The 26,777-nt window shown below is 63.1% G+C and carries 24 protein-coding genes; 14 read left to right on the top strand and 10 right to left on the bottom strand.

Annotated features, from left to right (window positions below):
* Positions 1-14 precede the first annotated feature (14 nt).
* Complete coding sequence (locus ACZ889_RS08815; protein ID WP_161774069.1) at positions 15-884, top strand: ATPase; 870 nt, start codon at positions 15-17, stop codon at positions 882-884.
* A 95-nt stretch (positions 885-979) separates the two neighbouring features.
* On the opposite strand, the gene ACZ889_RS08820 is transcribed toward ACZ889_RS08815, so the two are convergent.
* Positions 980-2,029, bottom strand: coding sequence for an alkene reductase (locus tag ACZ889_RS08820; RefSeq protein ID WP_010952123.1), 1,050 nt, complete (start codon positions 2,027-2,029; stop codon positions 980-982).
* 17 nt (positions 2,030-2,046) lie between these two features.
* Positions 2,047-2,349 carry an ArsR/SmtB family transcription factor gene (locus ACZ889_RS08825; RefSeq protein WP_003255178.1) on the bottom strand — a complete coding sequence of 101 codons (303 nt, stop codon included), beginning with the start codon at positions 2,347-2,349 and terminating at the stop codon, positions 2,047-2,049.
* A gap of 150 nt (positions 2,350-2,499) precedes the next feature.
* Here ACZ889_RS08825 and ACZ889_RS08830 point away from each other — a divergent pair, with 150 nt between their 5' ends.
* Positions 2,500-3,084, top strand: a complete 585-nt coding sequence (locus ACZ889_RS08830; RefSeq protein ID WP_180688799.1) for an acyl carrier protein phosphodiesterase — start codon at positions 2,500-2,502, stop codon at positions 3,082-3,084.
* A gap of 112 nt (positions 3,085-3,196) precedes the next feature.
* Here ACZ889_RS08830 and ACZ889_RS08835 read toward each other — a convergent pair whose 3' ends face one another.
* A complete protein-coding gene (locus ACZ889_RS08835; RefSeq protein WP_180688798.1) occupies positions 3,197-3,985 on the bottom strand; it encodes a lysophospholipid acyltransferase family protein in 789 nt (262 codons plus the stop codon).
* Entirely contained in the window at positions 3,985-4,740 is a 756-nt protein-coding gene (gene olsB, locus ACZ889_RS08840; protein WP_003255175.1) for an L-ornithine N(alpha)-acyltransferase, read from the bottom strand. The genes ACZ889_RS08835 and olsB overlap by 1 nt, the downstream gene beginning before the upstream one ends.
* 160 nt (positions 4,741-4,900) lie before the next feature.
* Between olsB and ACZ889_RS08845 the strand changes: the two genes are divergently transcribed.
* The 3 genes from ACZ889_RS08845 (at position 4,901) to ACZ889_RS08855 (ending at position 8,341) form a co-directional block, all read left to right on the top strand.
* Entirely contained in the window at positions 4,901-5,788 is an 888-nt protein-coding gene (locus tag ACZ889_RS08845) for an acyl-CoA dehydrogenase middle domain-containing protein (RefSeq protein WP_476257315.1), read from the top strand.
* Positions 5,789-5,981: 193 nt separating this feature from the next.
* Entirely contained in the window at positions 5,982-6,923 is a 942-nt protein-coding gene (locus ACZ889_RS08850; protein ID WP_003255173.1) for an AEC family transporter, read from the top strand.
* Between the two features lie 56 nt (positions 6,924-6,979).
* Positions 6,980-8,341 carry an amino acid permease gene (locus ACZ889_RS08855; protein WP_003255172.1) on the top strand — a complete coding sequence of 454 codons (1,362 nt, stop codon included), beginning with the start codon at positions 6,980-6,982 and terminating at the stop codon, positions 8,339-8,341.
* Between the two features lie 143 nt (positions 8,342-8,484).
* On the opposite strand, the gene ACZ889_RS08860 is transcribed toward ACZ889_RS08855, so the two are convergent.
* The 5 genes from ACZ889_RS08860 to gatC form a co-directional block, all read right to left on the bottom strand.
* On the bottom strand, positions 8,485-9,528 hold the full coding sequence (locus ACZ889_RS08860) for a calcium/sodium antiporter (protein ID WP_392493393.1): 1,044 nt from the start codon (positions 9,526-9,528) through the stop codon (positions 8,485-8,487).
* A 60-nt stretch (positions 9,529-9,588) separates the two neighbouring features.
* On the bottom strand, positions 9,589-9,963 hold the full coding sequence (locus tag ACZ889_RS08865; protein ID WP_476257316.1) for a septal ring lytic transglycosylase RlpA family protein: 375 nt from the start codon (positions 9,961-9,963) through the stop codon (positions 9,589-9,591).
* Positions 9,964-10,091: 128 nt separating this feature from the next.
* A complete protein-coding gene (gene gatB, locus ACZ889_RS08870; protein WP_003255169.1) occupies positions 10,092-11,537 on the bottom strand; it encodes an Asp-tRNA(Asn)/Glu-tRNA(Gln) amidotransferase subunit GatB in 1,446 nt (481 codons plus the stop codon).
* A gap of 11 nt (positions 11,538-11,548) precedes the next feature.
* Positions 11,549-13,000, bottom strand: coding sequence for an Asp-tRNA(Asn)/Glu-tRNA(Gln) amidotransferase subunit GatA (gene gatA / locus ACZ889_RS08875; protein ID WP_180688795.1), 1,452 nt, complete (start codon positions 12,998-13,000; stop codon positions 11,549-11,551).
* A gap of 15 nt (positions 13,001-13,015) precedes the next feature.
* Positions 13,016-13,303 carry an Asp-tRNA(Asn)/Glu-tRNA(Gln) amidotransferase subunit GatC gene (gene gatC, locus ACZ889_RS08880; protein WP_003255165.1) on the bottom strand — a complete coding sequence of 96 codons (288 nt, stop codon included), beginning with the start codon at positions 13,301-13,303 and terminating at the stop codon, positions 13,016-13,018.
* 205 nt (positions 13,304-13,508) lie between these two features.
* On the opposite strand from gatC, the gene mreB reads away from it, so the two are divergent.
* The 8 genes from mreB to tldD all read left to right on the top strand — a co-directional run bounded on the left by mreB (position 13,509) and on the right by tldD (position 24,614).
* Positions 13,509-14,546, top strand: a complete 1,038-nt coding sequence (gene mreB, locus ACZ889_RS08885) for a rod shape-determining protein MreB (protein WP_003255163.1) — start codon at positions 13,509-13,511, stop codon at positions 14,544-14,546.
* 166 nt (positions 14,547-14,712) lie between these two features.
* Positions 14,713-15,765 carry a rod shape-determining protein MreC gene (gene mreC, locus ACZ889_RS08890; protein WP_080756804.1) on the top strand — a complete coding sequence of 351 codons (1,053 nt, stop codon included), beginning with the start codon at positions 14,713-14,715 and terminating at the stop codon, positions 15,763-15,765.
* Entirely contained in the window at positions 15,765-16,253 is a 489-nt protein-coding gene (mreD, locus tag ACZ889_RS08895; protein WP_003255161.1) for a rod shape-determining protein MreD, read from the top strand. Before mreC ends, mreD begins: the two co-directional genes overlap by 1 nt.
* 32 nt (positions 16,254-16,285) lie before the next feature.
* On the top strand, positions 16,286-16,897 hold the full coding sequence (locus ACZ889_RS08900; protein WP_180688794.1) for a Maf family protein: 612 nt from the start codon (positions 16,286-16,288) through the stop codon (positions 16,895-16,897).
* 53 nt (positions 16,898-16,950) lie between these two features.
* Positions 16,951-18,408 (top strand): ribonuclease G, encoded by a 1,458-nt coding sequence (rng, locus tag ACZ889_RS08905; RefSeq protein ID WP_003255158.1) that lies wholly within the window; start codon positions 16,951-16,953, stop codon positions 18,406-18,408.
* 82 nt (positions 18,409-18,490) lie between these two features.
* Positions 18,491-22,312 carry a YhdP family protein gene (locus ACZ889_RS08910; RefSeq protein ID WP_476257317.1) on the top strand — a complete coding sequence of 1,274 codons (3,822 nt, stop codon included), beginning with the start codon at positions 18,491-18,493 and terminating at the stop codon, positions 22,310-22,312.
* Between the two features lie 8 nt (positions 22,313-22,320).
* The gene (locus tag ACZ889_RS08915; protein WP_014589818.1) at positions 22,321-23,172 is read left to right on the top strand and encodes a carbon-nitrogen hydrolase family protein; all 852 of its coding nucleotides are present in this window, start codon (positions 22,321-22,323) and stop codon (positions 23,170-23,172) included.
* 2 nt (positions 23,173-23,174) lie between these two features.
* Positions 23,175-24,614, top strand: coding sequence for a metalloprotease TldD (tldD, locus tag ACZ889_RS08920; RefSeq protein ID WP_476257318.1), 1,440 nt, complete (start codon positions 23,175-23,177; stop codon positions 24,612-24,614).
* Positions 24,615-24,671: 57 nt separating this feature from the next.
* Here tldD and yjgA read toward each other — a convergent pair whose 3' ends face one another.
* On the bottom strand, positions 24,672-25,193 hold the full coding sequence (gene yjgA, locus ACZ889_RS08925; RefSeq protein ID WP_003255152.1) for a ribosome biogenesis factor YjgA: 522 nt from the start codon (positions 25,191-25,193) through the stop codon (positions 24,672-24,674).
* A 109-nt stretch (positions 25,194-25,302) separates the two neighbouring features.
* On the opposite strand from yjgA, the gene pmbA reads away from it, so the two are divergent.
* Positions 25,303-26,649, top strand: coding sequence for a metalloprotease PmbA (pmbA, locus tag ACZ889_RS08930; protein WP_180688791.1), 1,347 nt, complete (start codon positions 25,303-25,305; stop codon positions 26,647-26,649).
* Positions 26,650-26,777: the final 128 nt, after the last annotated feature.

Here is a 26,777-nt window from a genome sequence, read left to right on the forward strand (position 1 = left end):
GGTTGAATGTATCCATGCGTAACCATGCTCACGATGACTTTGATGACGTGCCTGCCTTGCGGGCGGGCACCGTTGATGATGACGAACTGATGCCGGCGCATGTGATGCGCAGCCGCCAGAAAGCCGCCCGCGGGGCCAGCACGGCACCGTTGTGGGCGTTGATCGGTGCCGCGTTCATCGCGTTGGCGGGGCTGGGTTGGTGGAGCTTTCAGCAGATCTCGCTGATGGAGCAGCAACTGGTGGCGACCCAGGAAAGCTTTGCCCGCATCAGTGAAGAGGCGGCTGGCCGCCTTCAGGCGATCAGTGGCAAGGTGGCGGCCAGTGAGTCTGGCGCCACTACCAGCAGTGAGGCATTGAAGCTACAGCTGCGCCAGTTGCAGCAGGGTGTTGCCGGGCAAACCGGCGACCTGGGCAAGCGTCTGGAGCAGGTGCTGGCCGATACCCGAGAACAGCAGAAGGCTGTGACCGAGTTGCAAAGCCAGTTGCAGGCGCAACTGAAGCTGGTCAATGGCGAGCTGGCGGCGCTGCGTTCGGGCCAGGTCGATGGTGGCAAGCTGGATGCCCAGTTGAAGAGCCTGAGCGAGCAGGTTGCCGCGCTGAAAGCCTCACAGGTGGATGGCGGCCAGCTGGACGGCCAGCTCAAGAGTTTGGGTAGCGAGGTGGCAGCCTTGAAGAAACAGGGCAACCCGAGCGCTGAGATTCAGAGCCTGCAGCAGGACATGCTGGTGTTGAAGAGCCAGGTCGACAACCGCCCGGCCGCGGCGTCATCCAGTGGTGCTTCGGTGCAGGAGTTCGATGCCTTCCGTGCGCAGATGACGCGTAACCTGAATACGCTGCAGAGCCAGATTCAGAACCTGCAGCAACAGATCAACGCTCGGCCGTGACGCCGCAGGGGAGGGCGTTGCCCTCCTATCGCGACACAAGGCCGCTCCCACTATGTACGGTGAACGCCGATTGAGCTGCGCCCCGGCAATCTTGATTACAACCGCGGGTAATCGATGTACCCCACCGGCCCCTTGCCATAGAAGGTTTCGGGATGTGCCTCGTTCAACGGCGCATCCGCTGCCAGCCGTGCCGGCAGGTCGGGGTTGGCGATGAACGGCACACCAAACGCCACGGCATCCGCTTTGCCACTGGCCAGGGCCGCATTGGCACTGGCCTTGTCGAACCGCTCGTTGACGATGTACGGGCCACCGAATGCCTCTTTGATCAGCGGCCCGATGCTGTCGTCGGCTTCCCGCTCCCGTGAGCAGATGAAGGCGATGCCGCGCTTGCCCAGCTCTCTGGCCACATAGGTGAAGGTCTCGGCGCGGTCGGCGTCGCCCATGTCGTGGGCGTCGGCTCGCGGTGCCAGGTGCACACCTACGCGCTGCGCGCCCCACACTTCAATGGCCGCATCGGTCACCTCCAGCAACAGGCGCGCGCGGTTTTCCAGCGAGCCACCGTAACGGTCGGTGCGCTGGTTGGTGCTGCTTTGCAGGAACTGGTCGAGCAGGTAACCGTTGGCGCCATGGATCTCCACACCATCGAAACCGGCAGCCTTGGCATTTTCGGCGCCACTGCGGTAGGCCTCGACGATGTCGTTGATTTCTTCGGTTTCCAGCGCCCGCGGGGTAGGGTAGTCACTCAGTGGGCGCACCAGGCTCACATGGCCCTTGGGCTGGATCGCGCTGGGGGCCACAGGCAGTTCGCCATTCAGATAGCTGGGGTGAGAGATACGACCCACGTGCCACAGCTGCAGGAAGATGCGACCGCCCGCGGCGTGCACCGCCTTTGTCACGTTGTTCCAGCCACGTACCTGTTCATCGTTCCAGATGCCGGGGGTATCTGGGTAGCCGACGCCCATGGGGCTGACCGAAGTCGCCTCGCTGAGGATCAGCCCGGCGCTGGCACGTTGTACGTAGTATTCGGCCATCAGCGCATTGGGCACGCGGCCTTCATCGGCGCGGCAGCGGGTGAGCGGGGCCATGATGATACGGTTGGGCAGTTGCAGGTCGCCCAGTTTGATCGGATCGAAAAGCGTGGTCATTGTGGTTACCTGCCTTGTCAAAGTGCTTGGCGCAGTTGTTCGAGGAACGCCTGGATGGTGGCTTCGTCGCGTTTGAAGAAGTGCCATTGGCCAATCTTCTGGCTGCTGATCAGCCCGGCGCGCTGCAAAGTGGCCAGGTGGGCAGAGACGGTCGACTGCGACAGGCCGCAGCGTTGGTCGATTTGCCCCGCACACACACCGTTTTCGGTGCTGTGGTACTGGTCCGGGAACTGGGTTGCCGGGTCTTTCAGCCAGCTGAGAATTTCTCGCCTGACCGGGTGGGCCAGTGCTTTTATGATTTCGTCGAGATCGAGTGGCATGGTTTGAGGCTCGTTGTAGCGGTATATCGCGATAGGGCGAAATATAATTCGCTGAATTCCGATATACAAATACGAAGGCGTTCTGAGCTGAGCACGAATCGATATATCGCGTTATAACGATATGCTGGGTGTCAATGCTAGACTGCGCTCATGAACTACCTCGCACACTTGCACCTGGGCGGCCCGGCGCCGCAACAACTGCTTGGCAGCCTGTATGGCGACTTTGTCAAAGGCTCCTTGGAAGGGCGCTTTGCGCCTGCGCTGGAGGCGGCCATCCGGCTGCACCGGCATATCGACAGTTACACTGACCAGCACCCGTTGGTGCTGGCGGCTCTGGCACGTTTTCCGCGCGAGCGGCGGCGTTTTGCCGGCATCGTTCTGGATGTGTTTTTCGACCATTGCCTGGCACGGCACTGGGGCAACTACGCCGATCAGCCGCTGGAGCAGTTCACTGGCGCGTTTTATCGGGTATTGCTGGCAGAGCCCGAGCTGCCTGGGCGGCTGGCGCGGATTGCGCCGTTCATGGCAGCGGATGACTGGCTAGGGGCGTATGGCGATTTCGACACGCTGGAACAGGTGTTCAACGGCATTGCCCGGCGCTTGTCGCGGCCTGAGGGGATGGCCGGGGTGATGGTGGAACTGGAGCGGCTGTACGAGCCGCTGCTGGCGGATTTTCGCGAGTTCTACCCGCAACTGCAGGCGTTTGCGGCGGTAGGGCGGATGTCTGACAGTTAGAGGTGTGTGGGTGATACTGGCCTCTTCGCGGGTAAACCCGCTCCTACGGGCAATGCGATCGGTGTAGGAGCGGGTTCACCCGCGAAAGGGCCAGAACAGGCAGTGCAAGCGTTCAGGCAGCCCGCGCCTGCCGACGTGGCGCCATCTCCACGTCTTCAACCCCGAACAACGCCAGGTGAATCGCCTGCTGTGCCTGCAATGCCAGCACCGCACGTTCCTTGCCCACGCTACCTATTGGCTGCAGCAGGTGGATGCACACCTCGCCCCGCGGCAGGGCGAACAGGCGCATAAGGTGGGACACCAGGTCGTCCTCACCAATGAACGGCGCTACCGGGTCGATCTGGCCATCACGCAGGTACTGAACAGCGACTGGCTGCACTGCCACGCCACGGTCGATGGCACCTGCTAGCAGGCGGCCATGAAAGGTGCGCAACGTGCGGCCGGTGGTAGTGGTGCCTTCGGGGAATATCAGCAGCGGGCGGGCCAGCCCCAGTTGCCCGGCGATCTGTTCGCGCAGGCGCTGACTGTCGCCACCACCACGGCGAATGAACAGCGTGCCGGCCTTTTCCGCCAGCCAGCCGGCCACCGGCCAGTGGCGCACTTCGGCCTTGGACAGGAAAGACAGCGGCGTGAGCATGCCAAGCAGGGGGATGTCGGTCCAGGAAACATGGTTGCTGACCCACAGCATCGGTCGCTGTGGCAGTTCGCCGACTACCTTGACGTCGAAGGGCAGGGCAGCGACCAGGCGCTTCATGAACAGGCAAGTCCAGCGCTGGCGCCGTTCGATCGGCGCCTTGAAGCCCAAGCGTTCGCCCAAGGCGATAATGCTGGCCATCAGCATGCCCTGCGCCAGCACCAGCAGCAGTCGGATGAGGCGGGCCAGTACCCGCAACTTCGGCATCAGACCGCCGCCTTGAAGTGGCGGGCGTAGCGTGGGCACAACTCGTCGCGTTTGAGCAGGATGAACACGTCTGCCACCTGGAAGTCTTCGTCCCAGCATGGCTCGCCGCAAATCTTCGCGCCCAGGCGCATATAGGCCTTGAGCAGCGGTGGCATTTCGGCAATGACGTTATTGGGCAGGGCCAGTTTCGGCAGCGGGTTCTTCGGCTCGGCACGCAGGTGTTCGGTGCACAGGTAACGTTCACGCAGGCGCTGCATCACTGCATGGGCCTGCACGCCGCCGTCCTGCATGGGGATACTGGCGCAGCCCATCAGATAGCTGTAGCGGCCCTCGTTGAGCACCTCGGCCAGTTCGCCCCAGAGCACGGCGATGGTACCGCCGTTGCGGTAGTCGGGGGCGACGCAGGTACGGCCCAGTTCGAGGATTGGGCCTTGCAACTGCAACAGGCCGTGCAGGCTGAATTCTTCTTCGCTGTAGAAACGGCCCAGGCTACTGGCGGCCTGGTGATCGAGCAGGCGGGTGGTGGCAACCAGTTCGCCGGTGCTCAGGTCGCGTACACCAATGTGGCGGCAGTGCACGTCGTAGTCGTCCATGTCCAGGCCCTGCTCGGCACCTTTGAGCTTGGCCTTGAATTCTGCGCTGAATACGGTGTAGCGCAGAGCCTGGGCTTCTTGCAGCGCCGCGGCGCCAACCAGGCGTTCGGCTTGCAGACGGCGTTCGGTGCTGTAGTCGCCAGCGGTAGCGATCCGAGTCATTACGAGTCTCCATAAGCCAGCCAAGAAGGGTTGCGGCCGGTCGGCTTTGTTGTGCAAAGTCAGCCTAGGTAGACCCAGTGTCACCCCTGTGAATGTTTGGTGATGCTTGCGTGACACACCCTGAGCCTTAACTGAAAGCCCTCCAGCAAGGAGCTGTTCCATGGCCTGGTTGCAACGACTCAACGATCCGCTTCGCCTCGCGCCGACAGGCACCCTGGGCGAAACCTACGCCGCGCTGCTTGAGCGCCTCGGCCCGGTTGCCCCGTTCGAACTGGCGGTACTGGGTGGGCGTGCAATGGCCACCCCGGGCCTGGCCTTCCTGGTGGGTTACCAGGCTGCCCTTCGCGTGCTGTGGCCCAGTGCGCCGCACAGCCTTGGCGCCTTGTGTGCCACCGAGCGGCGCAGCGTGAGGCCTGCAGATATGCGCACACGGCTGGACGCTCTGCGGCTGTCGGGCTGCAAAGACTTCGTTACCGCAGGCCTGGAGGCGGAGTGGTTGCTGGTGGCGGCGCGTAGCGAAGCGGCTGGCGCGGCGCCACAACTGAGCCTTGCGGTGGTCTACCCCGGGGAGCCTGGGGTGACACTGGAGCCATTGCCGACCCTGCCGCTGATGCCGGAAGTCGGGCACGGCCGACTGCTGCTGGAGCAGGCATCGTGCGAGTTGCTGGCCGGTGACGGCTGGGATGCCTACGTGAAGCCGTTCCGTTCGCTGGAGGATTTGTATGTGCTCACGGCGCTGACCGCTTGGTTGTATGGCGTTGGGCAGGAGTGCGCCTGGCCGCAGGGGCTTCGCCTGCAGTTGCTTGGGCTGTTGGCCGGCTGCGCCGAGGGTAGCCGGCAGTGTGCCGATAGCATGGGTTGTCACTTGTTGCTGGGCGGGTTGTTTGCGCAATTCCAGGCGTTGCGGGGGGAGATCGATGCGGCGTTGGCGACAGGGCCGGTGCAGTGGGCGCACATCTGGCAGCGTGACCAAGGGGTGATGGCGCTGGCGGCGTCGGCGCGGGAGAAGCGGCTGAACAAGGCGTGGGTTGCTGCGGGCTTTTCATGAATGGCTCACAGGTTTGTGTGAACCGATGAGTCGCGGCGTGGTACCTGTGGGGGCGGGGTTAGGTGCAAAGCGGCCGGTACTGGCAGCAGAAAACCTGAAAGACATTTCCTTTTATCGCGCTTGATCCCCGCAAATCCCAGCCGTTGACGTATCATTGGCCGCCTGACGGCAACCCCTCCAGGATCGCTTGCGCATGCTCGCCCTTCTTATCCAGACCCTGAACATCACGGCACCGGTTTTCGCCATGCTGTTCATGGGCGTCCTGCTCAAACGCATTCACTTGATCGACGACAACTTCAACCGCGTCGCCTCGCAGCTGGTATTCAACGTCTGCATGCCGGCGCTGCTCTTCCTCGGCATCTACCACGCCGACCTGGCCGCAGCGGTCAAGCCCGGTGTCATCCTGTATTTCATCGTCGCCACCCTGGCCGGTTTCGCCCTTGCCTGGGGCATGGCCATCTGGCGCAGCCCGATGGCCGACCGAGGCATCTATACCCAGGGCGCCTTCCGCGGCAACAACGGTGTGATCGGCCTGGCCCTGGCCGCCAGCCTGTACGGTGACTATGGCATTTCCCTGGGGGCAGTACTCGCAGGCCTGGTCATCCTCATGTACAACTCGCTGTCAGCGGTGGTTCTGGCGGTGTACAGCCCGGACCTCAAGTCCGACCCGTGGAGCATCTGCAAGAGCATTTTCAGCAACCCGCTGATCATCAGCGTGCTGGTGGCCGCGCCGATGGCTTACGGCCAGGTGCCATTGCCCAACTGGCTGCTGACCTCAGGCGACTACCTGGCACAGATGACCCTGCCGCTGGCGCTGATCTGTATCGGTGGCACGCTGTCGCTGGCAGCGCTGCGTAACTGTGGCCGGCTGGCCATCGATGCCAGCCTCGTGAAAATGCTCTGGCTGCCGCTGCTCGGCACCCTTGGGGCCTGGTTGTGCGGGTTTCGCGGGGCGGAGCTGGGCATCCTGTTCCTGTACATAGGCAGCCCGACCGCTGCGGCCAGCTACGTGATGGCGCGGGCGGCCAACGGCAATCATGAACTGGCCGCGTCGATCATCGTGATTACCACGCTAATGGCGGCGATCACCACCAACATTGGTATTTTCATCTTGCAGTGGGGCGGATGGATCTAGATCCTTGACTGCAAATAACAGCAACAACACTGCCTCACTGAGCTAAAGGACACTTCATGCAAGACCAGAGCACGCCCGAGCGGTTACAGCGCGGGCTGAAGAATCGCCATATCCAGCTGATCGCGCTGGGCGGGGCCATCGGTACCGGGTTGTTCCTGGGCATTGCCCAGACCATCCAGTTGGCCGGCCCCTCCGTGTTGCTGGGTTACGCCATCGCCGGCCTGATGGCCTTCCTGATCATGCGCCAGCTGGGCGAAATGGTGGTGGAAGAGCCGGTTGCCGGCAGCTTCAGCCACTTCGCCCACCAATACTGGAGCGAGTTCGCCGGCTTTGTCTCTGGCTGGAATTACTGGGTGGTGTACGTGCTGGTCGGCATGGCCGAGCTGACGGCAGTCGGTATCTACGTGCAGTACTGGTGGCCGGACTTCCCCACCTGGGCCACGGCGGCGATCTTCTTCGTGGTGATCAACCTGATCAACCTGACCCAGGTGAAGGTCTATGGCGAGATGGAGTTCTGGTTCGCCCTGGTCAAGGTAGTAGCCATCGTCAGCATGATCGGCTTTGGTGCCTGGTTGCTGGGCAGCGGTCATGGTGGCCCGGATGCCAGCGTGGCCAACCTGTGGCAGTACGGTGGCTTCTTCCCTAACGGCGTCACGGGTCTGGTAATGGCCCTGGCGGTGATCATGTTCTCGTTCGGTGGCCTGGAGTTGGTCGGCATCACGGCTGCCGAGGCTGACAACCCGCGCGAGAGCATCCCCAAGGCCACCAACCAGGTGGTGTACCGCATCCTGATTTTCTACATCGGTGCCTTGGCAGTGCTGTTGTCGCTGTACCCGTGGCAGAAGGTGGTGCAGGGCGGCAGCCCGTTCGTGATGATCTTCCACGAACTGGACAGCGACCTGGTGGCGACCATCCTCAATATCGTGGTGCTGACGGCTGCGCTCTCGGTGTACAACAGCTGTGTGTACGCCAATAGCCGTATGCTGTTCGGCCTGGCCAGCCAGGGCGATGCGCCGCGTCAGTTGCTGAAGGTGAGCCGTAGCGGCGTACCGCTGACTGCGCTGGCCGTGTCGGCCTTTGCGACCGGCCTGTGCGTGCTGATCAATTACCTGATGCCGGGCGGGGCCTTTGGCTTGCTGATGGCGTTGGCAGTGTCCGCGTTGGTGATCAACTGGGCGAGCATCAGCATTACCCACCTCAAATTCCGCAAGGCCAAGCTGGCCGCCGGGATCACCCCCTTCTACAAAAGCCTGGGGCACCCACTGACCAACTACCTGTGCCTGGCGTTCATCGTGCTGATCCTGGTGGTGATGTACCTGACGCCGCCGATTCGCATCTCGGTAATGCTGATCCCGGCATGGATCGCTGTGCTGTGGGTGGCCTTCAAGCTGAAGAAGGCTCGCCAGGCCAAGGGCTGATCGGGTTTGTTCGTAAGGGGTATGCCGTTAGGTTTTCGGCGCCTGTGAGATCGAGCGCCGCCCGCGCGGCGCTTGATCTCACAGGCGATGAAAGCCTAAAGGCATGCGTCTGGCGGCCCTGACGCGTGCCCCTTCCATGCCCCTCAATGCTGCCTCCGCCAGGCACGCACGGTGGTGTACAGCAACACTGTGGCGAGCACCGGCAGTACATAGAACAGCATCAATCGCTCCAGGCGGCCAGCCAACGGCATACCCATGGTAAAAGCCGCCACATGAAGGCCGTAGGCCAGGTACAGGCAAAGAAACACCAGGCCTTCGGCACGAGTGATGCGGTAACCGGAATAGAACACTGGCAGGCTCAGTACGGCAACGCCGAGCATTACAGGCAGATCGAAAGACAGCGCGTTAGGCGAGATCGACAGGGGTTCCGGGGTGATCAGTGCGGTCAGGCCCAGTACAGCCAGCAGGTTGAACAGGTTGCTGCCGATCACCGTGCCCACGGCGATCTCCCGTTCGCCACGCAAGGCGGCGATCAGCGCAGCGGCCAGTTCCGGCAGGGAGGTGCAGATGGCGACGACCGTCAGGCCGATAATACGCTCGGACAGGCCCAGGTCGGTGGCCACCTCGATGGCAGCTTCCAGTAGCAAGTGGCCCGCCAGGCTCAGCAGGCCAAGGCCGACCAGTATCTGCAGCAGCGTACCTGACCAGAAGCGCCCGGCCCCGGACCTGGCGGCGTCCGGGGCAGGGTAGGTGCGTGCGTAATGGCGCGACTGATGCCAGAGCATTGCCAGGTAACCGGCCAGCCCCAGCAATAGCAGTGCCCCTTCAACCCTGCCCAGGTGGGCATTGGCGGACAGTGCATACACCAGCCCGCTGGCAAGGATCATCAGGGGAATGTCCAGGCGCACCAGCTGACGAGACACCCGTAGCGGGATGATCAGCGCGGCCAGGCCGAGAATGACCAGCACGTTGAAGATGTTGCTGCCGATCACGCTGCCTACTGCCACATCCGGCGCGCCCTGGTAGGCGGCCTGCAGGCTTACGGTCAGTTGTGGCGCGGTACTGCCGAAGGCCACCAGGCTCAGGCCTATGATCAGCGGGCGAACGTGCAGGCGCTGCGCCAGGCGCAAGGCGGAGCGCACCAGTAGCTCGGCGCCACCGATCAGCAACAGCAGGGCAACGCCCATTTGCAGCAGGCTAAAAGTGGGAAGGGTGGCCAGGTCGAAAATGGTCGGACTCCTGTCGCGTCAGTCGCTAAGCCCTTGTACGCGCACGCGCGCTGTTCCGCTACGGAGCATACCGATTTTTTCTGCTGCTGCGCGAGACAGGTCGATCAGGCGGCCGCGGGTGTGCGGGCCACGGTCGTTGATGCGTACCACCACACTGCGCTGGTTGGCCATGTTGGTCACCCGTACACGTGTGCCGAAGGGCAGGCTGCGGTGTGCGGCGGTGAGGCCGTGCTGATTGAACGGTTCGCCACTGGCGGTGCGTTTGCCATGGTGGCGCGAGCCGTAGTAGGAAGCGGTGCCCGTCTGGTCGTAGCCGCGCGGGTCGATGTTATGGCTGGCGCAGCCGGCCAGGAAAGAAAACAGGGCGAGGGTGCCGAGGGAACGTTTTAGCAAGTCAGGTGCTCTCCGGTGCGACCATTCGCGGGTAAACCCGCTCCTACAGGGAAAACGCTGGCTTGTGTAGGAGCGGCTTCAGCCGCGAACGAGGGCGAAGCCCTCGCAGCATTACAGGGGTAAAACCATCACCCTTCGAGCTTGGCCTTGAGCAATTGGTTCACCTGCCCCGGGTTGGCCTTGCCTTTGGAGGCTTTCATGGCCTGACCGACGAAGAAGCCGAACATCTTGCCGCGCTTGGCCTCATCGGCTGCGCGATATTGTTCGACCTGCTCGGCATTGGCTGCCAGCATTTCGTCGAGCATCTTGTCGATCGCACCCGTGTCGGTAACCTGTTTCAGGCCTTTGCTCTCGATGATGCTGTCGGCATCGCCTTCACCGGCGGCCATGGCCTCGAACACGGTCTTGGCAATCTTGCCGCTGATGGTGTTGTCACGAATGCGCAGCAGCATGCCGCCCAGTTGCGCAGCGCTGACCGGCGCCTGATCGATTTCGACACCCAGCTTGTTCAGCAGGCTACCCAGTTCGACCATGACCCAGTTGGCCGCCAGCTTGGCATCACCACCGATCTTCACCACTTCTTCGAAGTAGTCAGCCTGTTCGCGGCTGGAAGCCAACACGTTGGCGTCGTAGGCCGACAGACCGTACTGAGTCTGGAAGCGCTCGACCTTCTGTGGCGGCAGCTCCGGCAGGCCGGCGCGAATGGTTTCGAGGAAGCTGTCCTCGATGACCACCGGCAGCAGGTCGGGGTCGGGGAAGTAACGGTAGTCGTTAGCTTCCTCTTTGCTGCGCATGGAGCGGGTTTCGTCCTTGTTCGGGTCGTACAGGCGTGTTTCCTGCACGACTTTGCCACCGTCTTCGATCAGGTCGATCTGGCGCTGGATTTCGCTGTTGATCGCGCGCTCGATGAAACGGAACGAGTTGACGTTCTTGATTTCGCAGCGAGTGCCGAACTCGGTCTGGCCTTTCGGTCGGATCGATACGTTGCAGTCGCAGCGCAGCGAACCTTCGGCCATGTTGCCGTCGCAGATGCCCAGGTAGCGCACCAGCGCGTGGATTGCCTTGACGTAAGCCACGGCTTCCTTGGCGCTGCGCATGTCAGGCTCGGAGACGATTTCCAGCAGCGGGGTGCCGGCACGGTTCAGGTCGATGCCGGTGGAGCCGCTGAAGTCTTCGTGCAGGCTCTTGCCGGCGTCTTCTTCCAGGTGCGCGCGGGTTACGCCGATGCGCTTGATGGTGCCGTCTTCCAGCGCGATGTCCAGGTGGCCCTTGCCGACGATCGGCAGGTCCATCTGGCTGATCTGGTAGCCCTTGGGCAGGTCGGGGTAGAAGTAGTTCTTGCGTGCGAACACGTTGCGCTTGCCGATCTCGGCATCGATGGCCAGGCCGAACATGCACGCCATGCGCACGGCCTCCTCGTTCAGCACCGGCAGTACACCGGGCATGCCCAGGTCAACCAGGCTGGCCTGAGTATTCGGCTCGGAGCCAAAGGTGGTAGCGCTGCCGGAGAAGATCTTCGACTGGGTGGCGAGCTGAGTGTGGATTTCCAGCCCGATCACAACTTCCCATTGCATGTGTGAATTCCTCAGAAGCCGTTGGGGGCGCGGGTATGCCAGTCGGTCACCTGTTGGTAGCGGTGCGCGACGTTGAGCAGGCGGCCTTCCTGGAAGTAGGGCGCCAGCAGTTGCACGCCGACCGGCAGGCCGTCGACGAAGCCCGCAGGCATCGACAGGCCAGGCAGGCCCGCCAGGTTGGCGGTGATGGTGTAGACGTCTTCGAGATAGGCGGCAACCGGGTCGCTGCTCTTGGCGCCAAGCTTCCAGGCCGGGTTTGGCGTGGTCGGGCCGAGAATCAGGTCGACATCGTTGAAGGCGGCCATGAAGTCGTTCTTGATCAGGCGGCGGATTTGCTGCGCCTTCACGTAATAGGCGTCGTAGTAGCCGGCCGACAGGGCGTAGGTACCGACCATGATGCGGCGCTGTACTTCAACGCCGAACCCTTCGCCGCGTGAGCGCTTGTACAGGTCGGTGAGGTCTTTCGGCTCTTCACAGCGGTAGCCGAAGCGTACGCCGTCGAAACGCGACAGGTTGGAAGAGGCTTCAGCCGGGGCGATCACGTAGTAGGCCGGAATGGCATGCTGCATGTTCGGCAGGCTGATTTCCTTGACCACTGCGCCGAGCTTTTCCAGCTCTTTGACGCTGGCCTGGACCAGGTCGGCGATGCGTGGGTCTAGACCGGCACCGAAGTACTCTTTCGGCAGGCCGATGCGCAGGCCCTGCAGCGAAGCGCTCAGGCTGGCGCTGTAGTCCGGCACCGGTTCTTCGATGCTGGTGGAGTCCTTGGCGTCGAAACCGGCCATACCTTGCAGCAGCAGCGCGCAGTCCTCGGCGGTGCGGGCCAGTGGGCCGCCCTGGTCGAGGCTGGAGGCGTAGGCGATCATGCCCCAGCGCGACACACGACCGTACGTCGGCTTGAGGCCGGTGAGGTTGGTCAGTGCCGCTGGCTGGCGGATCGAGCCGCCGGTGTCGGTGCCCGTGGTGGCGGGCAGCAGGCGCGCGGCCACGGCAGCGGCCGAACCACCGGACGACCCGCCCGGAACGTGCTCGAGGTTCCACGGGTTCTTCACCGCGCCGTAATGGCTGGATTCGTTGGCCGAACCCATGGCGAACTCGTCCATGTTGGTTTTGCCCAGGGTGACCATGCCGGCTTCGGCCAGCTTGGCGACCACGGTGGCGTCATAGGGCGCCTTGAAGTTGTCGAGCATCTTCGAGCCGCAGCTGGTGCGTACGCCGTTGGTGCAGAACAGGTCTTTGTGGGCGATCGGTGCACCCAGCAGCGCGCCGGTTTCGCCAGCGGCGCGACGGGCATCGGCGGCACGCGCCTGGCCCAGGGCCAGGTCTTCGGTGACGCTGATAAAGCTGTTGATCTGTGGGTCGAGCTGCTTGATGCGCGCCAGCAGCGTGCCGGTCAGCTCTTCGGAAGAAAACGATTTGTCGGCGAGTCCGCGGGCGATCTCGGCCAGGGTCAATTGATGCATGGCAGGCTCTATCCCTTACTCGATGACTTTGGGAACCAGGTACAGACCGCTTTCGGTCGACGGTGCGATGGCCTGGTAGGCATCGCGCTGGTTGCTTTCGGTGACTTGGTCAGGACGCAGGCGCTGGCTGGCCTCCAGCGGGTGGGCCAGGGGCTCGATGCCAGTGGTATCGACCGCTTGCATCTGGTCGACCAGGCCGAGAATGCTGTTCAGGGCGTCGGTAATGCGTGGCAGTTCGCCATCATTCAGGCCCAGGCGGGCCAGATGGGCGATCTTTTCCACGTCGCAGCGTTCAAGCGCCATGAGGATCTCCAAGGGAAACAAAGAACGGAATTTGGGTCCGCGGTGAGGAACATGTCAGCTTTCTGGCGGTCTAACGGCCGCGAAATTCTGCTGGCGTGCTCGGAAAAACAGCCAATTTAACATATTGGCTCCTTGCCCAAAATCCCTGCCATTGTTAGAGTTTGCCGCACTTTTTTACCCACGCTTTCCCCAGGGTCACTTTCCCATGTTCAAGAAACTGCGTGGCATGTTTTCCAGCGATCTTTCTATCGACCTGGGTACTGCCAACACCCTTATTTACGTGCGTGAGCGCGGTATCGTCCTGAATGAGCCCTCGGTTGTTGCCATCCGTACCCATGGCAACCAGAAAAGCGTTGTCGCCGTCGGTACCGAAGCCAAACGCATGCTGGGCCGTACGCCTGGCAACATTGCAGCCATTCGTCCGATGAAGGACGGCGTCATTGCCGACTTCAGCGTCTGCGAAAAAATGTTGCAATATTTTATCAACAAGGTTCACGAGAACAGCTTCCTGCAGCCGAGCCCGCGCGTGCTGATCTGCGTGCCGTGCAAGTCGACCCAGGTCGAGCGCCGCGCCATCCGCGAGTCGGCCCTCGGTGCGGGTGCCCGTGAAGTGTTCCTGATCGAAGAGCCAATGGCCGCTGCCATCGGTGCCGGCCTGCCGGTTGAAGAGGCCCGCGGTTCGATGGTCGTCGATATCGGTGGCGGTACCACTGAAATCGCCCTGATCTCGCTGAACGGCGTGGTCTATGCCGAGTCCGTCCGCGTTGGCGGTGACCGCTTCGACGAAGCCATCGTGACCTACGTGCGCCGCAACTACGGCAGCTTGATCGGCGAATCCACCGCCGAACGTATCAAGCAGGAAATCGGTACTGCCTACCCAGGTGGCGAAGTACGTGAAGTCGACGTGCGTGGTCGTAACCTGGCCGAAGGTGTACCGCGTGCCTTCACCCTGAACTCCAACGAAGTGCTCGAAGCGCTGCAGGAATCGCTGGCGACCATCGTCCAGGCGGTCAAGAGCGCCCTCGAGCAATCGCCGCCGGAGCTCGCCTCGGACATCGCCGAGCGCGGCCTGGTGCTGACCGGTGGTGGTGCGCTGCTGCGTGACCTCGACAAACTGCTGGCCCAGGAAACCGGCCTGCCGGTGATCGTCGCCGAGGACCCGCTGACCTGCGTCGCCCGTGGCGGCGGTCGCGCCCTGGAGATGATGGACAAGCACGCGATGGACCTGCTCTCCAGCGAGTGATCCCGCTCGCTGTTCACGAGCGCCCGGTTTACAGGTAGTACGTACAGTGCTACCTGTATGCGCTGGGCTGGCGCCCGTTTGGGGCGCCGTATCCGTCAACCCGCAACCAGGCTGGTGCGTTGTTCCATGTCCAATGACCTCCTGAGTCGTCCACGAGGAACGGCCCATTAAACCGCTTTTCTCCAAGGGCCCTTCGCTGGGCGTTCGCCTGCTCGTTCTGGTGGTGATGTCGGTCGCGTTGATGGTTGTCGACGCGCGCTTCGACGTGCTCAAACCCGTGCGCAGCCAGATGGGCCTGGTGCTGATGGAGTCGTACTGGATCACCGATTTGCCACAGCGTGCCTGGCAAGGTGTGGCCGGCCAGTTCGGTAGCCGCACCGAGCTGATTGCCGAAAACGAGAAGCTCAAGACCGAAGCCCTGCTGCTGCAGGGGCGCCTGCAGAAGCTGGCGGCCCTGACCGAGCAGAACGTGCGGCTGCGCGAGTTGCTCAACTCTTCGGCGCTGGTCAACGAAAAGGTTGAAGTGGCCGAGCTGATCGGTGTCGACCCCAACCCGTTTACCCACCGCATTCTGATCAACAAGGGTGAGCGTGATGGTGTGTTCCTGGGCCAGCCGGTGCTCGATGCCCGCGGCCTGATGGGCCAGGTCGTAGAGTTGATGCCCTATACCGCGCGGGTGCTGTTGCTGACCGATACCACCCACAGCATTCCGGTGCAGGTCAACCGCAACGGTCTGCGAGCCATCGCCAGCGGCACTGGCAACCCGGAGCGCCTGGAGTTGCGCCATGTGGCCGACACTGCCGACATCAAGGAAGGCGACCTGCTGGTCAGTTCCGGCATGGGGCAGCGCTTTCCTGCCGGCTACCCGGTGGCCACGGTCAACGAAGTGATCCACGATTCCGGCCAACCCTTTGCCATCGTCCGTGCCATCCCCACCGCCGCGCTTAACCGCAGCCGCTATATGTTGCTTGTGTTCAGTGACCGGCGTAGCCCGGAGCAGCGTGCCACCGATGCCGCCATTGCCCAGGAAGAGGCTGACCGAAAGGGGGCTGCACCTGCTGGCCAGCCGGCCGCTACCCGTGATCAGGTCGCACCCGCCGCTGGCACGCCTGCCGCGTCGGTCACACCGGCAGCGCCGGCCACTCCGGTCGCGCAGCCAGCAGCCCCGTCTGCTGCACCTGCCATGCCGGCCGCACCCGCTCAACCCCGGAGGCAATGATGGCTGCATCACGCCGCAATAACGGCTGGGTCATCTGGCTTACGTTCGCCATCGGCCTGCTGCTCAGCGTTTCCCCCATGCCGCAGTTCATGGAAGTGTTCCGGCCCATGTGGCTGGCCTTGCTGGTGTCGTTCTGGACCCTTGCCGTGCCGAACAAGGTTGGCATGACCACGGCATTCGTGCTGGGCCTTGCCGAGGACGTGCTGTATGGCACGCTGCTGGGGCAGAATGCGCTGGTCCTTACCCTCATTACCTTTCTGGTGCTGTCCCTGCAGCAGCGTCTGCGCATGTTCCCCATGTGGCAGCAAAGCCTGGTCATTCTGGTGATCTTTGGTATCGCCCAGTTGATCCAGCTGTGGCTCAGTGCACTGACCGGCAACCGCCTGCCCACCCTGGCGCTGGTCTGGTCGGCGGTGATCAGTGCCTTGCTCTGGCCATGGATCAGCTTTGCCTTGCGCGACCTGCGTCGACGCTTGCACATCAACTGACGGCAACGCGCCACTGACAGGGAGATGTCTGCATGACCCCGCTATACCTGGCTTCAGGCTCGCCCCGTCGTCGTGAACTGCTGACGCAGATCGGCGTGCCGTTCATTGTCATCAGTGCCCCCATCGATGAATCTCCGCTACCCAGCGAAAGCGCCCCTGCCTACGTCGAACGCCTGGCCCGGGCAAAGGCCGCCGCCGGCCTGGCCCGTGTCGACGGCCCGGCTGTAGTGCTCGGCGCAGACACTGCCGTGGTGCTCGATGGTCGTATTCTCGGCAAACCGGAAAACCGTGAAGATGCCTTGGCCATGCTGGCTGACCTGTCAGGCCGCGAGCATCAGGTGCTGACCGCTGTCGCCCTGGACGATGGCCAGCGTGTGCACAGTTTTTGCGTGACCAGCACGGTGCGCTTTCGCGCCATCAGCACCGATGAAGCGCAACGTTATTGGGCCAGCGGTGAGCCAGTTGACAAGGCTGGTGGCTATGCCGTCCAGGGGCTGGGTGCGGTCTTCGTCACCGGCCTTTCCGGCAGCTATTCGGCGGTGGTCGGCTTGCCGCTCTGTGAAACGGCCGATTTGCTTGGCCAGTTCGGCATCGCCTGCTGGCAATCGCTCGCGCATACGCCAGAGGTAACAAACCCGCAGTAGCCAGCAGTGCATACGCCATCCATCATTAGAAGAACCTTTGACGAGAGCCTGCCATGAGTGAAGAGATCCTGATCAACATCACCCCGATGGAGTCACGTGTGGCGGTGGTGGAAAACGGGGTGCTGCAGGAAGTGCATGTCGAGCGCACCCAGCGCCGTGGCATCGTCGGCAATATCTACAAGGGCAAGGTGGTGCGTGTGCTGCCAGGCATGCAGGCGGCCTTCGTCGACATCGGCCTCGAGCGCGCAGCGTTTATCCATGCCTCGGAAATCTCCCAGCGCGAAGGCTCGGCGGTAGAGAACATCACCGCACTGGTACATGAAGGCCAGGCCTTGGTGGTGCAGGTGACCAAGGACCCGATCGGCACCAAGGGGGCGCGCCTGACCACCCAGCTATCGATCCCGTCGCGCTACCTGGTGTACATGCCACGCAGCAGTCATGTCGGTATTTCGCTGAAAATCGAGGACGAGGCCGAGCGTGAGCGCCTCAAGCAAGTGGTCAGCGACTGCATGGACAGCGAGAACATCAAGGATGCCGGCGGCTTCATCTTGCGCACCGCCGCCGAAGGCGCGCGTGCCGAGGAGATCTTGCAGGACATCCGTTATCTGCGCCGCCTGTGGGAGCAGATTGGCACCCAGATCAAGACCTGCGGCGCGCCCACGGTCATTTACGAAGACCTTGGCCTGGCCCTGCGTACCCTGCGCGACCTGGTCAACCCGAAGATCGAGAAGATCCGCATCGACTCGCGGGAAACCTTCCAGAAGACCACGCAGTTTGTCGGCGAGTTGATGCCGGAAATTGCCGACCGCCTCGAACACTACCCGGGCGAGCGCCCAATCTTTGACCTGTACGGTGTCGAAGATGAGATTCAGCGGGCTCTGGAGCGCAAGGTACCGTTGAAGTCCGGCGGTTACCTGGTGGTCGACCCGGCCGAAGCGATGACCACCATCGACGTCAACACCGGGGCTTTCGTCGGTCATCGCAACCTCGAAGAAACCATCTTCAAGACCAACCTCGAGGCCGCTACCGCCATCGCCCGACAACTGCGCCTGCGCAACATTGGCGGCATCATCATCATCGACTTCATCGACATGGAAGACGAAGATCACCAGCGTCAGGTACTGCGTACCCTGGAAAAACAGCTGGAGCGCGATCATGCCAAGACCAACATCATCGGCATCACCGAGCTGGGCCTGGTGCAGATGACCCGCAAGCGTACGCGGGAAAGCCTGGAACAGGTGCTTTGCGAGCCGTGTCTGGCCTGTCAGGGCCGCGGCAAGCTGAAAACACCCGAGACCATCTGTTACGAAATATTCCGCGAGATCCTGCGTGAGGCCCGTGCCTATCAGGCTGAAGGCTACCGTGTGCTGGCCAACCAGAAGGTGGTCGACCGCCTGCTGGATGAAGAGTCAGGCAACGTGGCGGAACTGGAAGCCTTCATCGGTCGAACCATTCGCTTCCAGGTCGAGTCGATGTATTCGCAGGAACAATACGACGTGGTGCTGCTCTGAGGCCTTCTGAAACACGCCACTGCATCGTCGTGCTGGCAAAACCGGCACGACGGGCCATCATGGATAAACGACTTGGAGGGCCATGGCCATGGGACGTCTGAACCGCGTTCTTGTTGCTCTGACCCGCTGGGGGTTGGGCATATGTGCCCTGTTGGCAGTATTGGTGGCGCTGTATGTCAGCCTTGGTCGTGAACTGGTGCCGCTGGTAGCCGAGTACCGTGCTGACGTAGAAAGCAAGGCCGAGCAGGCGCTGGGCCTGCCCGTGCATGTCGGTGCCCTGGAAGGGCACTGGAGCGGACTGGCCCCTGTGCTGCGGGTACGTGACCTGCAACTGGGCGAAGGCACCAAGGCGCTCCGACTGGACGACGTCATGGTGGTGCCCGACATCTGGGCCAGCCTCACCGCCCGCGAAGTGCGCCTGGCGCGCATCCAGCTGGGCGGGCTGCAACTGATCCTTCGCGAAAACGAGCAGGGCGCCTGGAGCCTGGAAGGCCTGCCGAAGAAGGACGACGCGCCGCTGGACCCTGCCGACTTGCTGCAGCGCCTGCGCCAGCTGGGGCGCATCGATGTGTTCGACAGTCTGGTCACTCTGCACCCCTGGCAGCGCGACCCGCTGACCCTGACTTATGTGAGTGCCGGCCTGCAGGCCGGTGCCACCCGTCAGGCCTTGGATTTGCGTGCGACCCTGCCTGACGGCCAACCCCTGGCGTTGAGCCTGAACAGCCGTATGTCGGCCGACGCTTGGCGTGATGGCGAGGTAGAAGCCTATGTCAGCCTGCCGCAAAGTGACTGGGCACATTGGTTGCCGCCCAGGGTGTTGGGGCAGTGGCATGCTGACACCCTGCGGGCGGGCGGTGAGTTCTGGATCGGCTGGGGCAAGGGGCAGTTGCAACGGGCCGTCGTAAGGCTCAATGCACCCAGGCTGGAGGGGGCCTATGCCGGGCGCAAGGCTGCCAACCTGAATAATCTGGCTTTGGGCGCCTGGTTCCAGCGCCGGGAGCAAGGCTTCGATGTGGTCGTCGACTCGTTGGCCATGGACCTCGGCAAGGCCCGCTGGGAGTCTCACCTGCAGTTGCAGCATCGCCCTGGCCAGAATGCAGCCGATGAAAGCTGGCAGTTACAGGCCGACCGCCTCGACCTCACCCCGCTGACTCCGCTGATCGATGCCCTGGCCCCCCTGCCGGACAAGGTCAAGGATGTGGTCGATGGCTTGAAGGTGACCGGTGCGTTGCGCAATGTGCGCCTCGAGGCCAGGCCCAAGGCCGAGGGTGACCAGCGCCTGCAGTTCGCAGCCAACCTGGAGAAGGTAGGCTTCGATGCTTATCACAACGCCCCGGCGGCCGGTAACGTCAGTGGCAGCATCAGTGGTGACCTGGGCCACGGCGAGCTGCGCCTGGATACCGATGCGTTCATGCTGCATCTGTACCCGATCTTCGCCAAGCCCTGGCATTACCAGAAGGCGAATGCGCGCTTGACCTGGACCTTGGACAAAGACGGTTTCACCCTGATTGCGCCCTACCTCAAGGTGCTGGGCGAGGAGGGCAAGATCGCCGGTGACTTCCTGATTCGCCTGTTGTTCGAGGAAGGCCGCGAGGACTACATGGACCTGCGCGTCGGCCTGACCGAAGGCGATGGCCGCTATACTGCCAAGTATCTGCCCGAGGTGCTCAGCCCGGCCCTCGACGAGTGGCTGCGCAGCGCGATCGTCAAAGGCGCTGTGGATGAAGGCTACTTCCAGTATCAGGGCTCGCTGAACCATGGCGCAGCGCCGCAAGCGCGCAGCATCAGCCTGTTCTTCAAGGTGCATGACGCCGCCCTGGACTTCCAGCCCGGTTGGCCACAGGTGCAGCACGTCGATGGTGATGTGTTCATCGAGGACAGTGGCGTGCGCATCAAGGCCCAGCGAGGCGTGCTGCTCGACACCAAGGTCAGCGATGTGAATGTCGATATCCCGCATGTCGAGGGTGGCCAGCACAGCCACCTCTACCTGGATGGCGATTTCGACGGTAGCTTGGGTGATGGCCTGAAGATTCTCAAGGAAGCGCCAATCGGCACCGGGGAGATTTTCGCCGGCTGGGAAGGTGAGGGGCCGCTGAAGGGCAAGGTCAAACTCGATATCCCACTGGCCCATGGGCAGCGCCCAAAGGTGCAGGTGGACTTCGCCACCCACGATGCGCGCCTGAAAGTGGCCCCGCCAAGCCTGGAGTTGAACCGCCTGAAGGGCGACTTCAGCTTCGACTTCGACAAGGGCCTGAGTGGCAAAGGCATCAGCCTGCAGGCCTTCGGCAAGCCGGTAACGGCGCAAATAACCGCTGAAGGTCAGGCTGGGCAGATGCAGACCCGCATCAATGCCAATGGCCAGGTATCGCTCAAGACACTGACTGACTGGCTGCAGTTCAAGCAGGCCTTGCCGGCCTCCGGTGAACTGCCCTATCAGTTGCAGCTCAGTCTGGGGAGCCGGGACAACCGCCTGAGTGTCACTTCCAGCCTCAAGGGGCTGGCCATCGACCTGCCGGCTCCGTTCGGCAAAGCGGCAGCAGATACCCGTGACAGCCGTTTCAGCATGAGCCTCCAGGGCCCGGAGCGGCAATTCGATGCTGCCTACGCCGACCTTGCCCGCTTTGCCTATGCTGCACCGGCTGAAACGTTGACTCAGGGCCGTGGCGAGCTAGTGCTGGGCACTGGCGACGCCCGGGTACCTGCCAGCCAGGGGCTGAGGGTGCGCGGGCGCCTGGAGACCCTGGACCTGGCCCCTTGGCAAGAGCAGGCGGGCCGGCTGGCTGGGGACGACCCCGGTGGCAGCGCGCGGCAGAACCTGCAAAGCGTCGACCTGAGCATCGGCCAGTTGAAAGCCTTCGGCATGGACCTGAACCAGGCCGTGATACGCCTGGCCCGGGGCGGCCCGGCCTGGGATTTGCGCCTCGACAGCAAGGAAGTCATCGGTAATGCGCGCGTACCGGATGCCAAGGGCGCGCCCATGGTCGTGCGCATGCAGACCTTGCGGCTGCCTGCCGCCAGCGCCGCTGAACAGCAGGCTGAAGACGGCCCCGACCCGCTGGCCTCGTTCGATCCGCGCAAAGTCCCGGCACTGGACCTGAGCATCGACAAGCTCTATCGCGGTGACGATCTTTACGGCAGCGCCGCGATCAAGCTGCGGCCGACCCCACGTGGCGTTACAGCCAGTGATATCGACCTCGACCTCAAGGGGTTGCGCATCGATGGCGGTGGTGGCTGGGAGGGTGAAACGGGCAAAACCAGCAGCTGGTACAAAGGGCGCCTTGACGGCAAGAACCTGGCGGATGTGCTCAGCGCCTGGGGCTTTGCCCCGACGGTGACCAGCCGCGACTTCCGCCTGGACGTGGATGGCCGCTGGCCGGGTTCGCCGGCCGCAGTGGGCCTGAAGCGCTTCTCGGGCAGCATGGATGCGGCGCTGCGCACCGGCCAGTTCGTCGAGGTCGAAGGCAGCGCACAGGCACTGCGGGTGTTCGGCCTGCTCAACTTCAACTCGATTGGCCGGCGCCTGCGTCTGGACTTTTCCGACCTGTTTGACAAGGGCCTGGCCTATGACCGGGTCAAGGGCTTGCTGGTGGCCAGCAGTGGCGTGTACGTGACCCGCGAACCGATTACCGTGACCGGCCCGTCGAGCAACTTCGAGCTCGACGGCACGCTGGACATGGTCAGCGACCGGGTCGATGCTGACTTGCAGGTGAGCCTGCCGGTGACTAACAACCTGCCGCTGGCGGCGTTGATCGTCGGCGCGCCGGCGGTGGGCGGTGCGCTGTTCCTGGTCGATCGGCTGATCGGTGACCGCGTGTCACGCTTTGCCAGCGTGCACTACCGTGTCGAAGGGCCGTGGAAAGAGCCTAGAATCACCTTTGTGAAACCTTTCGAGAAATCCCGCTAGGAGTACCCATGAAGGCAGCGGTAATCCAGATGGTCAGCCAGGACGACGTGCAGACCAACCTGCAGCGTGCCGGTGCCCTGTTGGAGCAGGCCGCATTGGGCGGCGCACGGTTGGCGGTGCTGCCGGAAAACTTTGCCGCCATGGGGCGCAAGGACGCTGCTGCCATCGGCCGTGCCGAAGCCTTGGGGGAAGGGCCCATTCTGCCGTGGTTGAAACGCACCGCCCGCGACCTCAAGTTATGGATTGTTGCCGGTACTTTGCCCTTGCCACCGTTCGGCCAGCCCGATGCCAAGGCCCATGCGTGCTCGCTGCTGGTCGATGAACACGGCGAGGTGGCGGCAAGGTATGACAAGCTGCACTTGTTTGATGTGGATGTGGCCGACAACCGGGGCCGTTACCGCGAGTCGGATGACTACGCGCAGGGTGCTCAGGTGGTGGTGGCTGATACGCCGGTCGGGCGGCTGGGGCTGAGCGTGTGTTACGACCTGCGCTTTCCCGAACTGTACAGCGCGCTGCGTGCGGCCGGCGCGGAGTTGATCACCGCGCCAGCAGCTTTTACCGCAGTGACCGGCGCAGCACATTGGGAGGTGCTGGTGCGTGCCCGGGCCATCGAAACCCAGTGTTACCTGCTGGCTGCGGCACAGGGTGGTGCCCACCCAGGCCCACGGGAGACCCATGGCCATGCGGCGATCGTCGACCCTTGGGGGCGCATTCTCGCAGAACAGGCGCAAGGTGAAGCGGTACTGCTTGCCGAGCGCGACATTGAAGAACAAGCGTCCATTCGGACGCGCATGCCGGTGGTATCGCACCGGCGCTTTTTTTCGCAGGGCGCGTTGCGGCCTGCGCATACCTCGGAGTGACTATGAGCCAGATGTTATCCACCGTCAGTGAGCAGCTCCTGGCCCCAGGCGGCTTGACCCTGGACAGCCTGCAGAGCGTGCTGGGTGAGTTGGCTGGCCCCGGCATCGATGCCGCCGACCTGTATTTCCAGGGCCAGATCTCGGAAACCTGGGCGCTGGAAGACGGCATCGTCAAAGAGGGCAGCTTCAACCTCGACCAGGGCGTGGGCGTGCGTGCCCAGTCCGGCGAAAAAACCGGCTTCGCCTACAGCAACGCGATCAACCTTGAAGCGCTGACCTCGGCAGCCCGTGCCGCCCGTTCGATTTCCCGTGCCGGGCAAAACGGCACGGTGCAAGCCTTCCGCAGCCAGGAAGTGGCCGCCCTGTATACCGCGGACAACCCGCTGGACGTGCTCAGCCGTGCCGAAAAGGTCGAGCTGCTTAAGCGTGTCGATGCCGCCACCCGTGCCCTGGACCCGCGCATTCAGCAAGTCAGCGTGAGCATGGCCGGGGTTTGGGAGCGTATTCTGATTGCCGCGGCCGATGGCAGCCTGGCCGCCGACGTACGCCCGCTGGTGCGCTTCAATGTCAGCGTCATCGTCGAGCAGAATGGCCGTCGCGAGCGTGGCGGGCAGGGCGGTGGCGGCCGTACCGATTACCGCTACTTCACCGAAGAGCGGGTGATGGGCTATGCCCGCGAGGCCCTGCGCCAGGCCCTGGTGAATCTGGAAGCGATCCCGGCACCGGCCGGTACCTTGCCGGTGGTGCTGGGCTCGGGCTGGTCGGGCGTGCTGTTGCACGAAGCGGTCGGCCATGGCCTGGAAGGCGACTTTAACCGCAAGGGCAGTTCGGCGTTCAGTGGCCGCATTGGCCAGAAGGTGGCGTCGAGCCTGTGCACCATCGTCGACGATGGCACCCTCGAAGGCCGCCGCGGCTCGTTGAGCGTGGACGACGAAGGTACCCCGACCGAGTGCACCACGCTGATCGAGAATGGCGTGCTCAAGGGTTACATGCAGGACAAGCTGAACGCGCGCCTGATGGGCATGGCTGTGACCGGCAACGGCCGCCGTGAATCCTACGCGCACCTGCCGATGCCACGCATGACCAACACCTACATGCGAGCCGGCGAAAGCGACCCACAGGAGATCATCGCGTCGGTGAAGAAGGGTATCTACTGCGCCAACCTCGGTGGTGGGCAGGTGGATATCACCAGCGGCAAGTTCGTGTTCTCCACCAGTGAGGCCTACCTGATCGAAGACGGCAAGATTACCGCGCCAGTGAAGGGCGCAACCCTGATCGGCAATGGTCCCGAGGCGATGAGCCGGGTTTCGATGGTCGGTAACGACCTGGCACTGGACAGCGGGGTAGGAACGTGCGGAAAGGACGGGCAGTCGGTGCCGGTCGGGGTGGGGCAACCTACCTTGAAACTGGATGCGATTACCGTGGGCGGTACCGGGGCTTGATGGCTTCGGGGGCCCTTGCAGGAGCGGGCACGTCCGCTCCCACAGGGCCCCAGTCCGTCAGCGCAACCCGCGCTGCAACTCGTCGAGGTCGCGGATGTACTTGAACACCTTGCGCGCGGCGGCAGGCGGCTTGTTCCGCGCCTTCTCGTGCTGGGCATGGCGCACCAGCGAGCGCAACTGCTGGCGGTCGGTGTCGGGATACTCGTTGACGAAGCGCTCGAGGTCTTCGTCGTTACCGTCGATCAACCGGTCACGCCAGCGCTCCAGGCTGTGGAAACGTTCGTTGTACTGGCGAGTCGAGCTGTCCATCTGTTCGAGCAAGGCATGGATGGCATCGAGGTCTTGCACGCGCATGAGCTTGCCGACGAACGACATGTGGCGTTTACGGGCGCCATGAGCGGTGTGCTTGCTGGCCTCAGCCAGTGCCTTGCGCAGCTCGTCGGTCAAAGGCAGGCGCGCCAAGGTATCGGCCTTGAGCGTGGTAAGCCGCTCGCCGAGTTCGACCAGCGCATGCAGTTCGCGCTTGATCTGGGTTTTGCTTTTTTCGCCGTCGAAGGCGTCGTCGTTTGAATCAACCATGGTGGCAGTCCGCTAGAAATCGCCGCCATGATAACCAGTCGGGGGCCGCTTGTCCGGCCCGGTCGTAGAATGACCCCAAGCCGAACGCAGAATTTGAGTGGAGAGAACCATGAGTGCAGTCCAGAGCGTAGGTCCGAAAGACCTGCCAGCATTGCAGGAACAGGTCGAGGCGATCATCGCCGAGGCGCGTCGTCAGGGGGCCAGTGCCTGCGAAGTGGCGGTGTCGCTGGAGCAAGGGCTGTCCACCACCGTACGCCAGCGTGAGGTCGAAACGGTCGAGTTCAACCGCGACCAAGGCTTTGGTATCACCCTTTATGTTGGCCAGCGCAAAGGTTCGGCCAGCACCTCGGCCAGTGGTCCGGAGGCGATTCGCGAGACCGTCACTGCAGCGTTGGCAATTGCCAGGCATACCTCCGAGGATGAATGCTCGGGCTTGGCCGACGCAGCGCTGATGGCGCGTGAAATCCCGGATCTGGACCTGTACCACGACTGGGGTATCGAGCCCGAGAAGGCCATCGAAATGGCCCTGGCCTGCGAGGCGGCGGCGTTCGACGCCGACCCGCGCATCCTCAACGCCGATGGCACCACCCTCAATACCCATCAGGGCTGCCGCGTGTATGGCAACAGCCATGGATTCATCGGTGGTTACGCCTCGACCCGGCACAGCCTGAGCTGCGTGATGATTGCCGAAGGCGACGGGCAGATGCAGCGTGACTACTGGTACGACGTGAACCGCCAGGGCAACCTGCTGGCCGACCCGAGCAGCATCGGCCTGCGCGCTGCCCAGCGTGCCGCCAGCCGCCTTGGCGCCCGGCCGGTGCCGACTTGCGAGGTACCGGTGCTGTTTTCGGCCGAATTGGCCGGTGGCCTGTTCGGCAGCTTCCTGTCGGCCATTTCCGGCGGCAACCTGTACCGCAAGTCGTCGTTCCTGGAGGGTACCATTGGCCAGCGCCTGTTCCCTTCCTGGCTGACCCTCGACGAACGCCCGCATATTCCGCGCGCGTTGGGCAGCGCCGCCTTCGACGGTGATGGCCTGGCCACCTATGCCAAACCGTTTGTCGACAAAGGCGAGCTGGTGTCGTACTTGCTGGGTACCTATTCGGGGCGCAAGCTGGGTTTGCCGAGTACGGCCAATTCCGGTGGCGTGCACAACCTGTTCGTCAGCCACGGTGTCGAAGATCAGGCCGCGCTGATTCGCCGCATGGGGCGCGGGCTGCTGGTGACCGAACTGATGGGGCATGGCTTGAACATGGTGACGGGGGACTATTCCCGTGGTGCGGCGGGGTTCTGGGTCGAGAATGGCGAGATTCAGCATGCCGTGCAGGAAGTCACCATCGCCGGAAACATGAAGGACATGTTCCAGCAGATTGTCGCGATCGGTAGCGATCTTGAAACCCGTAGCAACATTCATACGGGCTCGGTGCTGATCGAGCGGATGACCGTTGCTGGTAGCTGATCTTTAGCCTGCGCCGGCCCTAGCGCGGATCCATCCGCTCCTACACGGTGGTAGACGCACATCGGGGCGGGGACACAGGCCGCTGTAGGAGCGGGTTTACCCGCGAAGAGGCCTACACAGCACTACAC

It is taken from the genome of Pseudomonas sp. TE3895, assembly GCF_056278855.1.

What these genes read in the sequence shown, in the direction of transcription:
- ACZ889_RS08850 (WP_003255173.1), top strand. Translation starts at nt 5,982, where the DNA reads ATGCTCGCCCTTCTTATCCAGACCCTGAACATCACGGCACCGGTTTTC.
- ACZ889_RS08825 (WP_003255178.1), bottom strand. Translation starts at nt 2,349, where the DNA reads ATGCCACTCGATCTCGACGAAATCATAAAAGCACTGGCCCACCCGGTC.
- tldD (WP_476257318.1), top strand. Translation starts at nt 23,175, where the DNA reads ATGAGCCAGATGTTATCCACCGTCAGTGAGCAGCTCCTGGCCCCAGGC.
- gatB (WP_003255169.1), bottom strand. Translation starts at nt 11,537, where the DNA reads ATGCAATGGGAAGTTGTGATCGGGCTGGAAATCCACACTCAGCTCGCC.
- ACZ889_RS08830 (WP_180688799.1), top strand. Translation starts at nt 2,500, where the DNA reads ATGAACTACCTCGCACACTTGCACCTGGGCGGCCCGGCGCCGCAACAA.
- rng (WP_003255158.1), top strand. Translation starts at nt 16,951, where the DNA reads ATGAGTGAAGAGATCCTGATCAACATCACCCCGATGGAGTCACGTGTG.
- ACZ889_RS08815 (WP_161774069.1), top strand. Translation starts at nt 15, where the DNA reads ATGCGTAACCATGCTCACGATGACTTTGATGACGTGCCTGCCTTGCGG.
- pmbA (WP_180688791.1), top strand. Translation starts at nt 25,303, where the DNA reads ATGAGTGCAGTCCAGAGCGTAGGTCCGAAAGACCTGCCAGCATTGCAG.
- gatA (WP_180688795.1), bottom strand. Translation starts at nt 13,000, where the DNA reads ATGCATCAATTGACCCTGGCCGAGATCGCCCGCGGACTCGCCGACAAA.
- ACZ889_RS08855 (WP_003255172.1), top strand. Translation starts at nt 6,980, where the DNA reads ATGCAAGACCAGAGCACGCCCGAGCGGTTACAGCGCGGGCTGAAGAAT.
- ACZ889_RS08910 (WP_476257317.1), top strand. Translation starts at nt 18,491, where the DNA reads ATGGCCATGGGACGTCTGAACCGCGTTCTTGTTGCTCTGACCCGCTGG.
- ACZ889_RS08900 (WP_180688794.1), top strand. Translation starts at nt 16,286, where the DNA reads ATGACCCCGCTATACCTGGCTTCAGGCTCGCCCCGTCGTCGTGAACTG.
- mreD (WP_003255161.1), top strand. Translation starts at nt 15,765, where the DNA reads ATGGCTGCATCACGCCGCAATAACGGCTGGGTCATCTGGCTTACGTTC.
- mreB (WP_003255163.1), top strand. Translation starts at nt 13,509, where the DNA reads ATGTTCAAGAAACTGCGTGGCATGTTTTCCAGCGATCTTTCTATCGAC.
- ACZ889_RS08820 (WP_010952123.1), bottom strand. Translation starts at nt 2,029, where the DNA reads ATGACCACGCTTTTCGATCCGATCAAACTGGGCGACCTGCAACTGCCC.
- ACZ889_RS08860 (WP_392493393.1), bottom strand. Translation starts at nt 9,528, where the DNA reads ATGGGCGTTGCCCTGCTGTTGCTGATCGGTGGCGCCGAGCTACTGGTG.
- ACZ889_RS08845 (WP_476257315.1), top strand. Translation starts at nt 4,901, where the DNA reads ATGGCCTGGTTGCAACGACTCAACGATCCGCTTCGCCTCGCGCCGACA.
- ACZ889_RS08835 (WP_180688798.1), bottom strand. Translation starts at nt 3,985, where the DNA reads ATGCCGAAGTTGCGGGTACTGGCCCGCCTCATCCGACTGCTGCTGGTG.
- olsB (WP_003255175.1), bottom strand. Translation starts at nt 4,740, where the DNA reads ATGACTCGGATCGCTACCGCTGGCGACTACAGCACCGAACGCCGTCTG.
- yjgA (WP_003255152.1), bottom strand. Translation starts at nt 25,193, where the DNA reads ATGGTTGATTCAAACGACGACGCCTTCGACGGCGAAAAAAGCAAAACC.
- gatC (WP_003255165.1), bottom strand. Translation starts at nt 13,303, where the DNA reads ATGGCGCTTGAACGCTGCGACGTGGAAAAGATCGCCCATCTGGCCCGC.
- ACZ889_RS08915 (WP_014589818.1), top strand. Translation starts at nt 22,321, where the DNA reads ATGAAGGCAGCGGTAATCCAGATGGTCAGCCAGGACGACGTGCAGACC.